The organism is Paenibacillus sp. 1_12, from assembly GCF_900114475.1.
In the GTDB taxonomy this organism is placed as follows: Bacteria; Bacillota; Bacilli; order Paenibacillales; family NBRC-103111; genus Paenibacillus_S.
Map to the genome: position 1 here is coordinate 240,943 of NZ_FOTE01000005.1, position 14,953 is coordinate 255,895.

The window sequence follows — 14,953 nt, forward strand, 5'->3', positions numbered from 1 at the left end:
ATAGTGTTTACTACACTGCTGATTATCCAACCTCCTGGATCTGTTTGGCAAACGTAATTCCTTTGAATTTCTCCTTCCACGGAGAGAGCCCAGGCAACGATTCGAATAACTGGTTCGCCTGATCCGTGTGTAAAGACTGTATGATTTTGCAGTACTCAATACAGCCCGAATCCTCGATATAGTGGATACACTCCCGTTTACGTAACACGAATTCGTTGTAGGTAAGCTGACCGTTATAATACTGTTGTATGTAAGGAAAATGCTCATCTTTCTCCATAAGGAGAAACAAAACCGGCAAAGTGCGCTTTTTTTGCAGCAAATCGTTCTTCACATCAAACCGGAGTACATCCCGAATATCATTGTCCAGCTGTGAAATCATGCCAATATAATTGGCAAGCTGATCCATCGTATGTATCGTCCGCTGATCCAGATCGGGAATAAGCAAATAACCCATCGAGCATGCAAAGCGAAGCAGCGAACCCGACTTTTTCTCGATCATGGTTAAGTAGTCGCTTTCTGATGAAATTGAATCATTCAAATCAATTTGCTGCCCATTGATAGACTGCGATAATATTGCACCCAGTTTCTCCATCAACAATGGCGCTTGTCCATTACTCTCTTGTAAGACGCTCACCTCAGTCATAAAAGAAAACAAAAATGCCAAAATTCCGTTTAAAGTAAAAGCATGGGAGCATACAATCCAAGGCTTCTCCTTGTTGTCCCCATCCTGTAAATCATCAATAATATCGAAGGATAGCAAGATGATTTCTGTCATGGCTGCAGCGAGATCAATACGTGGAGAATCTCCTCCAAGCATATAATGTGTATACCGAGTAATATTAGACCACTGGGAGCCTTCAGCCGCTTTATCTTGAATAAAAGTTTTCAATAGCTCATTTAAATCTGGTTCCGTTACGTACTTGTCAACAATTCGGCGCATTTCTTCAACAATCCGAGGCTCTATCATAGCTCCTCTCTCCCATCCTTGTAATATTTACTTCGAATGAATGCTTCAATAGCCTCAACCCTCGTCTTGACTCCCAATTTACCGTAAATTTTCCTTTGGTAATTATCAACCGAACGTTTGCTGATATGAATTTGCGCCGCTATCTGTTCAAGTGTAGTGCCCTTAATAATTAACATCATAATCAGTACTTCTTCATCGGTCAGTTCTGCTATAGAAGGTACTCCGCTGCCCTTAAAGGTTTGCAAAACAGAACGCGGCATCACGATGTAATCATCCAAAATACATCCTATTACGTGCTGAATCGTAGCATGCCGTGTTCCTTTGGAAATCACTCCGCTCACTTGAAGCTCCAAGAATACATCTGTTAAAGCCGACACGTCAACACCGGTAAAAAAGACAATATGCGTTTTGGGATACGAAGCTTTAATTTGTGCTGCTATGTCTGTTCCCATATGATCTGGAAGCTGGTAATCCAGAAAAACCAAATCAGGCAGGTAGATCTCCACAAGATCCAGACACGACTGTCCATTGTGCGCGATACCTACGACTTCTACACCCTCAATCTGTTCCAACAGTTCTTTGGTAGCTTGAGCCATTAAAGGATGATCGTCCGTGACAATAGCTTTTTTTATTTGCATCATGCCGATATGCCTTCTTTCATTGGAATGGAAACAAACAATCGCATGCCTTTTCCTCTACTTGTCACAAGCTCATATTGTCCATTTAAAGATAAGATTCGGCTTTTTATCTGCTCAATACCCGTACCGGAAGATCCGATTTCTCTTACCAAGGCCAAGCTTGACTCAAATCCTACTCCATCATCTGTATAAGTCAGTTGAAGGATGCTTTTACTGTCAACAAGCTCAATTTGAACCTGATCGGCGTGTGAATGCTTCTTTGCATTATTGATAAGTTCTTGTACCATACGGAAAATGTGACGCTTCGTTTCCAAATCTCTCATTTCAATGACATTGATTTGACCTGCTTTAAACCCTATCTCGAAAGGAGCGATTGCCGCTTCCATCTCTACCAATTGCTCTATGGTACGCACAAGTCCAATTTCTTTAATCAAATAAGGATGAAGCTCGAAGCAGCTTTGTCGCAGGTTGCTGTTAATCACATCGATATAATCGATCATACTGACCATTTGAGCTTGATCCTGCTTCGTATAAGCGTATTTCTCCAGCAGCAAATGCAGCCGTTCTTTCAGAAAAAATAAATCCTGCATGGTCGTATCGTGAAGATCAGTCGCAATGCGAACACGTTCCTTTTCCTGCAGCTCGAACATCAGCTTGCGAAACCATATGAAGTCATTGCCAGCCTGTTCATTAGGAATCTGTGATGCCAGCTGCTCCATTTTCACAGTAAGCTTGCGTATTAAATGGACATTTTCCAGGCTGACAGCCAAATACGTCATGATCAATTGCAGCCATTGCTTTTCCTCAGTACCGAGAAATGCGGTTGTACGCTTCTCTGTTAGAACAAAGTAGCTTGTATATTCTTCCTGATGGTTGATTTCATAAAAGGTCAAGGAGGGATGCAAAGCCTTCTCTGTATTCAAGTGCTTCTCGATTTCTGAGACATCAATATTTCCCTCTTTGATAATTTCCAATGAATCCTTATATTTAAAAACGAGTGCCGCGCCATTTACCTGCAGCGTATTCACGATATCTATGAGGATAATATCTTTAAATTCCCGAAAGCTCGTTATGGAACTGAGATTTTTAGCGATTTTCTTCAAAGCAGATTGCAAATAATATTTGCGCGGAAATAGAATGGGCTCCAGCTTGGCGAACATATTTTCCAGCGAATATAAAATATACGTTAAGAGCACAACAAACAGGATAAACGCTATGATTAAACGTTCAGCTTCCGCTTCCTCTGCAAACAAAAATTTGATAATGCCAACAAACATCCCACTTGGAACGATAGCAATCAAGGCAGTCAACAAAACGCGCCGTAAAACCAAATCGATGTCATATAATTTAGTAGTTACAACCAAGTAAGCCAATGTTACCGGAAAGACAAATACAAAGATGCTCATGTAAAGAGAGTTAGCCCATCCATAACCAAAAATAATACTCGGGATAAACGAAAAACAAATGATCGGTGAAAAAGAAATAAATAGAGACAGCCAAACCGTCTTGATCATCGTGGATAGGTAGGATTTTTCCCTGCGATATTTCAGATATAGCTTGGATAACAAATATAAACTGAACACAAATCCGATGATGAAGCAAATCATACAGAACAAAACATTAACGCGATATATGGTATGGGTTAACGGATTTGCAGAAAAGAAAGTCAATTGTGAAATGAATGCCATTGATACTATGAAAAAGGTATATTTTTTTTTCAAAGACGCAATGGAAAGCTGGTAGTCCTGCTTTTCCTTCAAAAATACGACGAAAAAATGAAGAAAAAGTATCGGAATCATCATCACCAACAATAAAATGGTCATTTTGCCTAACGCATCTCCACGAATCGAAGCTCCAAGTGACATGTAGATCCCACCCATATCAAGCAGCACCAGCGCCAAATATTTCGCCGAGGGTGAATTGTTTTTTTTCATCAGCAGCAGTAATGCACCCATTATACTAACTGCTGCTATAGCCACGGCTAGAGCATCATTTTGCAAAAAATTTCGATCTGTATGAAAAAAAATCTCATATTCACGATTGTCACGAACGACGGTCACACGATCAGCCTGATCCAATGAGCTCCATTTAATTATCGAAGCAAACTGACTGGGCTCTGAACCGTTCACCTGCTTAATCACATCAGCTATTTCTAAACCTGCTTGCTCGGAAGTATTTCTTTGACCAATGGAACTAACTACCCAGTTTCCATTTTCGTTTTTTTCAACACCAACACCAGTAACTGGGTACTGGGTACTAATATATACGAACCAAAGTTGGATTGTGATAAACAAAAGTAGGACAAATTTTAAGTAAATATTCTTTTTCATCCCAAAACCCCCTTTTATTTTCAATTAAATGTGATATAAAGGATATAAGTACTATAAATTGGTAAAGGAGGTGATAAAAATATGCAACTAATTACCTGGTCTACTGATTTGCAAGCTGCCGTCAAAAATCTTAAGCAGTTGGACGCTTCCGCACTTCAAGCTCGTCTGAACGATCGCACTTTCATGAACTCACTGGCTTTGTCTACATCGGAAGAGAAAGCATTAACTGACTCATTTTTACATAAAAGAAGCGCTGCTCCTGAATCGGATTGGGCTTAATGCTTATTTTTCAATATTTTACCAATAATAAAAGAGAATGTATATCAAAAACGATCGTTTCTGATATATTTTCTCTCTTTTTTTGTCGAAGACTGCAACAGGTTGCAACTAAAGTCTGCCTTCCATCGCACTACAAATGTGCTGATGTCATTGTGATTTCAATATATGATAGATATATGATGTATGTACATATATTGGAAATACGAGAAAGAGGTTATGATGATGAGAACGCTAAGTGATATCGTGTTAATTGAATGCTACCTAGATTCTTTGGAATTGGATCTGGATGATGATTTTATCGAACTTCTAATGACTGAAATGAAAGATCGTAACATACAAATTCCTTCATTACATGCTGATGCATGTGTTAACAATATGTCGGAAAGTTGTCTTCAATCCGTATGAAGATCGAATGATTGGGTCACATGGAGAAACTTCCCTGCTGCCCCATACGAATTCCAGCGGCAACCTCTTCCTCTGTAAACACATCATAGTAAAAGTAATCGAACATCTGGTCAAAGCCAATTCCTTGATGACACATACATACAAGAATCACTCCGCCACTTGGCATTGTCCGTTCTACACGAATCGAATATTTCAGGCTTAAAGCCGCAAAGTATATATGATGGCTGGATCACGATTCCAGTCTTTTTTGTGTTAGGGGTTTAATGCCATTATAACACAACACAAAATGACTGGATAAGTTTCCTACTCAATTTTTCATGACTATAGGCTTGATTTTTTTGCCATATTTCTCTTAGATTTAGATTAAAGTCTTATATTTTTACGATAAACATAGTAATATAGGGATGATTTAAGCTGTAAATCTCATAGATTAGGGTGAGCATATGATATTTAATGATTTGGAATTTCACAACGTGGCCCATTTGCAACAGGCACATGGAGTTTCAGGACTTCTATTACAGCGCTTTCCGCAAAAGATCAGGTATGCACTTGGAACGGAAGATCGACCGAATGGTCGGTTCGTAGCGGAGCAGTCAACAGGCTGCGAAATACGATTCGTCACAGAAGCACGTATATTGAGAGTGGTCCTGACCGCAACGCTTGGTGAGGGAGACGTCGTGATTTACAACGGGGACTATGTGCACTCCGTACACAGATTAGTACCTGGACGCGTACATACGCTGCAGTTGGAGAAAAATGTCCGCTTTGGAGAAGTTCACAAGCAAGCACTCGATACGGGACGCTTCTCCTCCGATGTATGGAGAATCGCAATCAGTCGCAATTATGAGGCAGGAATTGGCTTTCAGGTAGCATTTCATCATCTGGAAACGTTCGGACACGCCCATAGGCCTCCACACCCACAGGAGCTTCCAGGCAAAACCTTGTTAGCCTATGGCTCATCCATTACCCATGGCTCCGGTGCAACGGTACATCACAACGCTTATATCCAACAGACCGCCAGACGACTTGGCTTTGATATTTTGAACAAAGGCATGGGCGGCTCCTGCTTATGTGAAGCCGAGATGGCTGATTTTCTAGCTGATCAACCAGCGTGGGACGTGGCTACGTTAGAGCTGGGCGTTAATATGAGGGAAATCTTTTCAACAGAGGAATTCAAATCTCGGGCTCGCTATCTTATCGAACAAATCGTGACCAAAAATATCGGAAAACCGGTATTCCTGATCACCTTATTTCCTAACTCATCGGATCATTTGGTAAGCGAGGCCCATCCTCTAACCTTAGCCAACGAGCAATTTTCTCAGGCTATTCGTGAACTTCATCATGAGTTTGCTTTACCCCATCTTCATTTGATTGAAGGTCATGATATTTTGAATGATTTCAGTGCACTTGCTGCCGATTTGATCCACCCATCCGACTATGGACATATCTTAATGGGTGAAAGATTGGCAAAACGCATGTCTGAATTGCTGTAAGTGATTGCCGTCCAATGACCAGCTTTTAGCTTTCATCTGCCTGAGGCTCCGAGTCTCGTTGGCGGCGAAAGCGACGGAATCCCCATTTCAATAAATAAGGTACAACGAACAAAATAAATAATATGCGAAACATCTGATAGGAAACCACTAGGGAAACGTTCGCTCCTACTAGTGTTGCTGTAACACCCATCTCCGTCATTCCGCCTGGCGACGTGCCCAAAAAGGCTGTCATGACGGAAATGGGCATAAATAAACTAAACACGACCGACAACCCCAGAGAAAAAGCAACGATCGCAATGCTCCCCACAATCGAATACGGAAGCAGCTTGCGCCAATTCCCCAGACTACTCAGTTTGATCCCAAGTCCCAAATAAATACCAAGACTCCATTGAGCCAGAATGATGAATAACGAAGGTAAATGCGGTGGTTCATAACCCGCGATTGTAAATAATGAGGCAGCTAATATAGGCCCAAGAAAATAGGGCGTCGGAAATCGCAGTCTGATGGCAATCCATACAGACGCTATGACGCACAGCAGTAATAGTGTGATGAATAACGGTCTTGACGCAATGTCCTGAGCTGCTGCAATGAAGGGTCCAAACATCGTAGCCACAGACCCGTTCGCTTGTCCTGCAAGTCCGGTTGCTCCTTGAACAGGCTCATTTGCTAAGCCATGCACTGCCAAAAAAGGTACAGTAAAAATAACCGTCAACAAACGAATCGTTTGCATAAATGCAACCACGGCTAAATCTGCACCCTCAATTTCTTCACTCAATACGACCATCTGCGACAGTCCTCCGGGAATACTGCCGATTGCACTGCTTGCGAAGCTTACGTTCGTTTGTCTGGCTGTCACTGCAGCAACGATCAAGCTGAATACTATCGTTGTGATAGTAGCAATCAGCATAGATGGCAGCTGCGTCGATATTTGCCGGGCGCTTTCCAGCGTAAATGAAAGTCCCATGCTGTAGCCAAGTAATGACAAGCCCAAGTTTCGAAAAGATCCTGGCCAAGCCAGATTGCGGCGCGTGAACACATTCCAGAGCAATACGGCCGTCAACGGTCCAAGCATCCAACTGAGTGGTACATGCAGCCAGGTGAACAGCAGCCCGCCTGCAAATGTGACAATTATCGTTTCAGCGATTCGTTTCAAAGCGACTCCTCTTTTCTTATTGCCGTATTAAAGCCATGCTTACCATTATAACAAATGAGCGAGGACGAACAAGGCTTTAATTTTCATATTTCCTCATGAATGACCTCTATTTTTAGCTCTACCTGCACAATGGCTTCGCCGAAAACTTAGTAAATCTGATATAATAAAAAAGCCAAGCTTTCAGGCTGATGCCTGTCCACTTGACTTGTCATTACATATCCTTAAAACTGTACCAGCTCGGAAACCTTAACCGGTAGTCCTGTCTTGATCGAACGATTACCTGCAATACCCGTCAGGATTGACATCGCACCGTCTACATGCGAAGCTGCACGGTTGAAGCGATCATAATCCGGTTTACCGAACAGATCGTTAAGCAGCACAGGGTCGCCGCCGCCATGTCCGCCCTTGCTTTCTGCCACATGAATTTCATAAGGTGCATCAAACATCGGATAAACGGTGATTTTCTTACCTTTAACCGCACCTTCCAGAGCTTGATCGCCGCCAGAATTTACATAGGAAGCTTCAACAACCTCCATCTCGATCCGGCCTTTCGTACCGTTAAAGTTAACACGGAAGCCTTCCCAAGGGGAGTAAGCAAACAGGTTATAAGTTAAAATTGCATTGCTGCGATATTTAACCATAACGCCCATAGTGTCTTCAATATTGATACCATCACCAAACACGCTTTGGTCACGGAAATATCCATCTTCTTTTTCCGCATCGAGGTACATAGCCTTCAGCTGCTCATTCTCTTGCATGTGAAGTGCAAAGGGATCATTCTTTGCATGTTCGCTGCCATGTGAACGTGAGTAGAACTCGGTAACTCCACGCTTCTCGGCATTTTCACGACCATAGAACATCAGATCGCCCAGTGCAAATACGGTAGCAGGCTGTGTGCCAAGCCAGAAGTTAACTAGATCGAAATGGTGTGTGGACTTGTGAACGAGCAAGCCACCGCTGTTACGCTTGTCACGGTGCCAACGACGGAAATAGTCAGCTCCATGCTTCGTATTCAGCATCCACTCAAAATGAACACTCGTTACGTCGCCAATAGCACCGTCCACGATCAACTCGCGAATCTTCGTGTTGTGCGGTGAGTAGCGGTAGTTAAAAGTTACACGCAGGTTTTGGCCTGTTCTCTTAACTGCATCCAAAATCTCCTGACATTTTTCTTCGTCAACTGTCATCGGTTTTTCTGAAATAACGTCACAGCCAAGCTCCATAGCGCGGATAATATAAGTATGGTGAGTACGGTCAACCGTTGTTACGATAACGATATCCGGCTTCACTTCTTTAATCATACGTTCAAAATCCTCTGATTTGTATGTTGGCAGTGGACCTACACCAAAAGGTGCAATTTTTGCATTAGCATAATCCATACGGGTTTGATTTACATCGCAAAAAGCGACGAGATCAGATGTTTCTTTAAAATCCTCAACAATGGCTGTGTAGAAAAAAGCGGCGCGCCCACCAGTACCGACAAGCGCATATCTTTTACGTGCTGTCATCTGTATTTCCTCCCTTGTCTGTGCTATTGTGAGTATAGCGCAATAAATACATGAAAACAGCACGAAAATTGCTTACATTTCATTTTTTCCACTTATATTGCTATTACACCAGTTAAGAAAGTGGGTTGCCTTCACAATGACCGTTTCTAACAATCAAAAACCATTCATTCATACAGAAAAAGACCTTTTTTATCTGGATCATAATATTCGTATCGGACCTTATACCATGCCCCAAAATCATGCCCATAATTCCTACGAAATTTATTATCTGCGCTCTGGGGAACGGTATTATTTTATTAAAGACCGCTCTTACCACGTTCGAAAGGGAGATATCGTTCTCATACAGCCCAATGTGCTGCATAAAACGATGCAGGCCGAGTTCCCTAACCATGAGCGGATTTTGATTAATTTCCGTGAAGACTTTATTAATGGGATTCATCAGGAAATTGTACCTGACCTGCTGCGACTCTTTGATGAACAGCCCGTCATCCATCCGAATCCAAGAGAGCTTTCCATCGTGGAGTCTATTATAGAAAAAATGATGCGCGAGCAAAAGCTTGCAGAGCCAGGAGCCGCAGGTTATAACAAGCTGCTGCTAAGCGAGCTGCTGCTGCTCTTGTATCGTCATGCCGAGCAAACCGGGCGTACAAGCCTGCCTGCCGAGCATCCAACCACACTTCACCGCAAGGTGTCCGATATCGTTAAATATATTAATGAGCATTTTCGTGAGCCGCTCAGCTTGAAAGCACTTGCCGAGCATTTTCACATTTCTTCTTATTACTTGTGCCGTATATATAAAGAAGTGACGGGCTTCACTGTCATAGAGTATGTCAATCAGCTGCGCGTGCAGGAAGCACAAAAGCTGCTAAAAACGACTCGTTATTCGGTCACAGGTATAACCGAGAAGGTCGGGTTTGAGAGCAGCACGCATTTTGGCCGAATATTCAAGTCGTTATGCGGTCTATCTCCGCTTCAGTATCGTAAATGGAATGGATAAATCGAATTCAGAGAGGCGCTTCCTTCTTAATCATCATGATTTGTGGTAAAATGACTGTTATATAGTCACATATAACTAATTGTTTATATAGATGAATGAACTCAAAGAGGTGGCTTTAGGATGGACGAGCGCGAATTGCTGGTTTTGGGATTGTTAATGACGCAGAGCCAGCATGGTTATAAAATCAATGAATTTATTGAAAACAATTTGGGTCGAGTATCTGACATGAAAAAGGCGACAGCCTACTCCATACTGAAACGGTTGAATCAGAACGGTTATGTCGATGTTACCATAGAGCAAGAGGGCAATCGGCCTCCACGGCAAATCTATACGATCACGCCAAACGGTAATGAACAGTTCAAGCTGCTGCTGAGGATGACCTTATCAAGCTTAGACAATGTAACCCCTTCCGGTGATATCGGGTTTATGTTTATTGATCATCTGAGTACAGCAGAAGCTGTCGAGCTGATTGAGCTTAAGCTGCAAAAAGTTGATCTTCTCATAAAAAGCCTAGCTTCTGTTCCACAGCATGGGCATCGAACTGGAATCGATTTATCGATTCAACATCGAATTACTTTACTTGAATGCGAAAAGGCATGGTTATCCAAGCTTATTTTTGAAATGAACAGCAGCATCTGAATATGCAGCACCTTATTTTATAACAAAGACTACATTTCAGCTAGATGGTTGCTGCCGATAGATGAGCATATATAAGGTAGTACAAAAAAAACCTTTCCTTTGTAAATGGCATTTACAAAAAGTAAAGGTTTCTTTGTGTACGTTTATACTTATACCAGATTTTCTGGATTCAGCTGTTCCAGCTCTGGAATGACAAATCGACCATCCTTACGAATGAGCACATCGTCAAAGTAAATTTCACCGCCACCGAATTCCGGACGCTGAATCAATACCATATCCCAGTGAACAGAGGAACGGTTCGTGTTGTCTGCATCCTCATAAGCATTACCCGGTGTAAAATGGATGCTGCCATCGATCTTCTCATCGAACAAAATATCCTTCATCGGCTGCTTAATGTACGGGTTCACCCCAATTGCAAACTCTCCAATATAACGCGCGCCCTCATCCGTATCCAAAATTTCGTTCAACCGTTTCGTATTGTTGCTAGTTGCTTCAACAATCTTGCCATTCTCAAAGCGCAGCATGACGTTTTCAAAGGACGTACCTGTATAAATCGTAGGCGCGTTATAAGTGATGACGCCATTTACCGAATTTTTGACTGGCGCTGTGAATACTTCACCATCCGGGATGTTGTGAGTACCTGCGCAGGGGATAGCAGGAATATCTTTAATGGAAAAGCTCAAATCGGTTCCTTGTGCGACCAAACGCACCTTATCCGTGCGGTTCATCAACGAAACGAGCGACTCCATGGCTATTGCCATTTTGCTATAATCCAGATTACACACCTGGAAGTAAAAGTCCTCGAAAGCTTCGGTACTCGTATTAGACAACTGAGCCATTGATGCGTTAGGGTAGCGCATTACACACCATTTGGTATGATTGACGCGCTGCTCGACGACTGGACGCTGATACTCCTGAACATACAGCTTCATTTTTTCCTCAGGTACATCCGATGTTTCTGTGATATTGTCACCGCTTCGTATCGCCAAATAAGCCTGCATGCGTTTCATTCTGGCAAGCTCCAGATCTCGCAGTGTATGATATTGCTCTTTGGTACCACCCAGCATTAAGCTCCGGGTTACCGCAGGGTCACGAAGCTCGATAAAAGGATGCCCGCCAGCCGCGTACACTTCCTCAATCAAACATTTGGTTAACTCCTGGTCTTTCACTCCGATCATTTCAATCAGTATATGTTCACCCGGCTGCAAATTCACGGAATACCGAATTAAATTGTTAGCAAAGATTTTCAGTCGCGGATCTCTCATTCCAGCATCTCTCCTCATTATGTACCTATTTCTAACTAATGTAACCAATTTTCAGCCAAACATCAACTTTCCAACAACCATATCTAAGATGCCTGCTGCTTAACGGCAAGGCATCTTGGATTATAACCGAATATATATCCGCGAGCAATTCGATTTCAAGCGGCACTTTTCTTTTTCAATTCCGTTCGTATCATTTGTAGTGCTACGACCAGCAATATAAACAATTGTGTACATGTTGTTTCCCAAGTCGGATACAGGCCAAGCCAGGTCCAGGTTGGAAGAACGGATGATGAGTGTGCCGACAACTGCCCTGCCACCTGCAACGAATGGATGCTTTGACCCAGAAATTTAAATACCAGGTAATAAATAAGCAGTGTGGCAACCAGAAAAAATGGACGAATCGGTAGTTTTACGCTTCCTTTAATGACTATTATTCCGAGTACGATCAAAACAATTAATGCGCCACCGATACCTGTGATAAGCTGTAAAGGTTCAATAGAAGGCGCGATTCCGATATAAAAGATAGTCGTTTCTGCTCCTTCTCTCAGAATAGCCAGACCCGCTACGAGAAACAACGACCATAAATTACCTTTCGCAAGCGCCATTCCCATCCTTTGATGTATATATTGGTTCCAAGCTTGCACTTTTGATTTCCCATGAAGCCAAGCTCCGACTGTCAACATCATAAGGACGGATAATAAACCCGTATACCCTTCTATCATTTCACGAGTTGTACCGGCCGATACGCTGGCAAGAGCATAGGTGAGGACTACCGCTAATACCCCACTCAAGAGAAGACCTGTTGCAGCGCCTCCCCATACCCATTTGGTTTTGTCGTGATTGCCTGAACGGTTCAGAAAAGCAATCAAGGCTGCCAATACCAGTAAAGCTTCTACACCTTCCCGCAGCAAGATCAAGGCTGCATCCCAAGCTGTGTATGCCGATGTAACCATATAGGGTTCCAGCTCTTGCACCATGGTAGCAATAACGGATGAAGCCTGATCTCCTTTCGGTGGAACTGACAACAAGTAGCCTGAAGCCTCAGCCATTTGATTTTCGATTCGGGTATAGGTTTCAGGAGAACGCGTAAGCACTGCTCCTTCCACAGAAGGCCATAATCGAATAAAAGCTTGCATCTTCTCACCAGCAGCAGGATACTGTCCTCCATGTATGGCCTCCTGTGCTTGATTAAGCAGCTGCTGAGCATCTGCAACGGAGCGCGAACTGGTCTCGGTTCTAGTTGGAGCTACTTTCCCGTTCGAATAATCCTCTATCGTCTTTGCTAATTCAGTCATACTTGCAATAGCTGCTTCCAACCGAGGCGGTTCAGCCTGTAGTGAAATTCGAGTCAGACTCGATTGGGTTTCAATATCGCTGTAAACTGCTGCTTGATCAGAACGAATGACATTCTCTACCTTGAGCCATTGGTTGTTAAACCGTTTATATTCACTTTGTGCCTTTTGCAGTTGATTGTGCTGCAGGGCATCCAAGCTTTGCTGGAGTATGGGCAGCAGTGATTTGGCTGTTGATTTGCCATCCCCCTTATTTCCACTACTCTCTTGAGAAGTCACATAGGCTTCTGTCGCTTTAGTTAGTTTTGAAAAGGCCTGATAAGCAGGGTCAGGCTTGCCCTCAGCCTCTCCAAGCGCCTGCTTGGCTACTGCCAAGGCATCATTCACATTACGAGTAAGCTCGGAATCAGGCGGGTTTAACGCTTTCCACTTTACTTGCAGCTCTTCGAGTTCTCCAGCAGCTTGTTTCCAATCCTTCTGACCGGCGTGAACTAAAGCTCCTCCTGTTAAAGGAAGAAGCTCCTTTATTGCAGAATCATCCACAGCCGCTGCGAAGCCTCGCCCACCTAACGCAAGCAACAATAAGAGTGATACTGTCATGAACAGAAAGACGACTTTCCCCGTTAATAATCCTTGAACCTTGCTCATTCCTGTCCTCCCTCTCCGAATTTATCCTTCGAGCAGTGCTTGCCCCAGATACCCATGCTCCCGGACTCCAGTAAAGCAAGCAAAAACAGCACTGCCGACGTGTGAGATATATTCGTTCAATTTATCCTGCATGGCCAATCGCTGCTGAATAGGGATAAATTGCTTAGCGAGGTCCCGCTGGTAGCTAATAAAAAAAAGTCCAGCATCCAACTGACCTGTTTGATGGTCAATACCACTGGAATAAGAATATGAGCGACGCAGGATTTTTTCTTTCCCATCCGAGTTCGCCAGTCTGACATGAGAGGTCATAGGTATGAGAGGCTGTCCATCTGATCCCTTGGCATCCAATGGTAGAGAATCAAATTCATTCTTCCTTCCAAGTGGGGCCCCAGAATCCCGATAACGACCGAAAGTAGCTTCCTGATCTCCAAGCGTAGATCGATCCCATACTTCGATGCGCATACGGATGCGTCTCACCGCCATATAACTGCCACCCGCCATCCAGTTGGGACCATCAGAAGATTGCGTCCAAATGAGATCGTTCATTAATTCACTATTCGTTACATCCGGATTGCCAGTCCCGTCTTTGAAGCCAAGTAAGTTTCTCGGAGTCTCATTCGGGCTGCCGGCTGCTCCTGTTCTTTGGAATCCCTCTTGCGTCCAACGCAGCACCGCTTTACCTCTGGCAATACGTGTAAGATTACGAATAGCATGAAAAGCGACCTGAAGGTCGTCGGAACAGACCTGCACGCCGATATCTCCACCACACCATTCTTTTCGAAGATTATCTCCTTTAAATCGCGGTAAATCTGTCAGCCCATCAGGCTTTTTAGATGATAATCCAAATCGGGCATCAAAAAAAGAAGGGCTCACTCCAAACGTAATTGTTGTTTTGGATGGACTTAAGCCAACAGCCTCCCCTGTATCGGCAGGTGGATGTTTCGGATTCGTGTTCTCTGTTCCGACAGGTTCCCCCGAACACATCAGCGCAGAGGCAGATGTCCACGCTTTGAACAGTTCTACAACTTCGCTTAGACTTGCCGTGCTTAAATCATATGAAGCAAAACAAAGGAAATTTTGAGAAGGCGTAAGTATCCCTGCCTGGTTCGTGCCATAGAAAGGGATACGGTCACTTGCTGCGTTAGGGGTCCCACTTAACGATTTGAACCCCATTTGAGTTCCAGCTAATACGCCCCCAATACCGAGCGATCCTATGAGTAGACCCATTCCCCCTGCTCCAGCCATCTTCAGCATATCCCGTCTGGAAATCGGGGTACCCTTCTTTTCTAATTCCGCGCTTCCATCTGTGGCCACTTGCTTTTTAGGTATATCGTCCATA

At 43.4% G+C, this 14,953-nt stretch carries 13 protein-coding genes; 5 read left to right on the plus strand and 8 right to left on the minus strand.

From position 1 onward, the window contains the following. Nucleotides 1–22: 22 nt before the first annotated feature. Genes BM210_RS13750 through BM210_RS13760 form a run of 3 tightly spaced genes read right to left on the minus strand, consistent with a single transcriptional unit; the run spans nucleotide 23 to nucleotide 3,935 of the window. A complete protein-coding gene (locus BM210_RS13750) occupies nucleotides 23–967 on the minus strand; it encodes a polyprenyl synthetase family protein (protein ID WP_091168998.1) in 945 nt (314 codons plus the stop codon). Beyond that, nucleotides 964–1,608 carry a response regulator transcription factor gene (locus tag BM210_RS13755; RefSeq protein ID WP_091169001.1) on the minus strand — a complete coding sequence of 215 codons (645 nt, stop codon included), beginning with the start codon at nucleotides 1,606–1,608 and terminating at the stop codon, nucleotides 964–966. Before BM210_RS13755 ends, BM210_RS13750 begins: the two co-directional genes overlap by 4 nt. Then, entirely contained in the window at nucleotides 1,605–3,935 is a 2,331-nt protein-coding gene (locus tag BM210_RS13760) for an ATP-binding protein (RefSeq protein WP_091169002.1), read from the minus strand. Before BM210_RS13760 ends, BM210_RS13755 begins: the two co-directional genes overlap by 4 nt. Before the next feature lie 81 nt (nucleotides 3,936–4,016). Between BM210_RS13760 and BM210_RS13765 the strand changes: the two genes are divergently transcribed. The 3 genes from BM210_RS13765 (at nucleotide 4,017) to BM210_RS13775 (ending at nucleotide 6,112) form a co-directional block, all read left to right on the plus strand. Further along, nucleotides 4,017–4,214, plus strand: coding sequence for a hypothetical protein (locus tag BM210_RS13765; RefSeq protein WP_091169005.1), 198 nt, complete (start codon nucleotides 4,017–4,019; stop codon nucleotides 4,212–4,214). A gap of 222 nt (nucleotides 4,215–4,436) precedes the next feature. After that, complete coding sequence (sda, locus tag BM210_RS13770) at nucleotides 4,437–4,619, plus strand: sporulation histidine kinase inhibitor Sda (RefSeq protein ID WP_143101046.1); 183 nt, start codon at nucleotides 4,437–4,439, stop codon at nucleotides 4,617–4,619. 443 nt (nucleotides 4,620–5,062) lie between these two features. Next, nucleotides 5,063–6,112, plus strand: coding sequence for an SGNH/GDSL hydrolase family protein (locus BM210_RS13775; protein ID WP_091169009.1), 1,050 nt, complete (start codon nucleotides 5,063–5,065; stop codon nucleotides 6,110–6,112). A 25-nt stretch (nucleotides 6,113–6,137) separates the two neighbouring features. Here the strand turns inward: BM210_RS13775 and BM210_RS13780 are convergent, their stop codons facing one another. Further along, nucleotides 6,138–7,265 (minus strand): AbrB family transcriptional regulator, encoded by a 1,128-nt coding sequence (locus BM210_RS13780; protein WP_091169012.1) that lies wholly within the window; start codon nucleotides 7,263–7,265, stop codon nucleotides 6,138–6,140. Between the two features lie 221 nt (nucleotides 7,266–7,486). Beyond that, nucleotides 7,487–8,773: a Gfo/Idh/MocA family oxidoreductase gene (locus BM210_RS13785; protein WP_091169014.1), complete on the minus strand. Its 1,287-nt coding sequence runs from the start codon at nucleotides 8,771–8,773 to the stop codon at nucleotides 7,487–7,489. Between the two features lie 136 nt (nucleotides 8,774–8,909). On the opposite strand from BM210_RS13785, the gene BM210_RS13790 reads away from it, so the two are divergent. Both BM210_RS13790 and BM210_RS13795 read left to right on the plus strand, forming a co-directional pair. After that, nucleotides 8,910–9,770, plus strand: coding sequence for an AraC family transcriptional regulator (locus BM210_RS13790; protein ID WP_091169016.1), 861 nt, complete (start codon nucleotides 8,910–8,912; stop codon nucleotides 9,768–9,770). A 120-nt stretch (nucleotides 9,771–9,890) separates the two neighbouring features. Beyond that, the gene (locus tag BM210_RS13795) at nucleotides 9,891–10,409 is read left to right on the plus strand and encodes a PadR family transcriptional regulator (protein ID WP_091169018.1); all 519 of its coding nucleotides are present in this window, start codon (nucleotides 9,891–9,893) and stop codon (nucleotides 10,407–10,409) included. A 149-nt stretch (nucleotides 10,410–10,558) separates the two neighbouring features. Here BM210_RS13795 and BM210_RS13800 read toward each other — a convergent pair whose 3' ends face one another. The 3 genes from BM210_RS13800 to efeB all read right to left on the minus strand — a co-directional run bounded on the left by BM210_RS13800 (nucleotide 10,559) and on the right by efeB (nucleotide 14,952). Next, nucleotides 10,559–11,674, minus strand: a complete 1,116-nt coding sequence (locus BM210_RS13800) for an aminopeptidase (protein ID WP_091169020.1) — start codon at nucleotides 11,672–11,674, stop codon at nucleotides 10,559–10,561. Nucleotides 11,675–11,829: 155 nt separating this feature from the next. Next, on the minus strand, nucleotides 11,830–13,614 hold the full coding sequence (locus tag BM210_RS13805) for an FTR1 family iron permease (RefSeq protein ID WP_091169024.1): 1,785 nt from the start codon (nucleotides 13,612–13,614) through the stop codon (nucleotides 11,830–11,832). A 21-nt stretch (nucleotides 13,615–13,635) separates the two neighbouring features. Continuing rightward, nucleotides 13,636–14,952, minus strand: coding sequence for an iron uptake transporter deferrochelatase/peroxidase subunit (gene efeB / locus BM210_RS13810; protein ID WP_091169026.1), 1,317 nt, complete (start codon nucleotides 14,950–14,952; stop codon nucleotides 13,636–13,638). Between the last annotated feature and the right edge of the window lies 1 nt (nucleotide 14,953).

Coding starts and splice junctions, on each gene's coding strand:
- BM210_RS13750 (WP_091168998.1), bottom strand. CDS start 967: ATGATAGAGCCTCGGATTGTTGAAGAAATGCGCCGAATTGTTGACAAG.
- BM210_RS13755 (WP_091169001.1), bottom strand. CDS start 1,608: ATGATGCAAATAAAAAAAGCTATTGTCACGGACGATCATCCTTTAATG.
- BM210_RS13760 (WP_091169002.1), bottom strand. CDS start 3,935: ATGAAAAAGAATATTTACTTAAAATTTGTCCTACTTTTGTTTATCACA.
- BM210_RS13765 (WP_091169005.1), top strand. CDS start 4,017: ATGCAACTAATTACCTGGTCTACTGATTTGCAAGCTGCCGTCAAAAAT.
- sda (WP_143101046.1), top strand. CDS start 4,437: ATGAGAACGCTAAGTGATATCGTGTTAATTGAATGCTACCTAGATTCT.
- BM210_RS13775 (WP_091169009.1), top strand. CDS start 5,063: ATGATATTTAATGATTTGGAATTTCACAACGTGGCCCATTTGCAACAG.
- BM210_RS13785 (WP_091169014.1), bottom strand. CDS start 8,773: ATGACAGCACGTAAAAGATATGCGCTTGTCGGTACTGGTGGGCGCGCC.
- BM210_RS13790 (WP_091169016.1), top strand. CDS start 8,910: ATGACCGTTTCTAACAATCAAAAACCATTCATTCATACAGAAAAAGAC.
- BM210_RS13795 (WP_091169018.1), top strand. CDS start 9,891: ATGGACGAGCGCGAATTGCTGGTTTTGGGATTGTTAATGACGCAGAGC.
- BM210_RS13800 (WP_091169020.1), bottom strand. CDS start 11,674: ATGAGAGATCCGCGACTGAAAATCTTTGCTAACAATTTAATTCGGTAT.
- BM210_RS13805 (WP_091169024.1), bottom strand. CDS start 13,614: ATGAGCAAGGTTCAAGGATTATTAACGGGGAAAGTCGTCTTTCTGTTC.
- efeB (WP_091169026.1), bottom strand. CDS start 14,952: ATGGACGATATACCTAAAAAGCAAGTGGCCACAGATGGAAGCGCGGAA.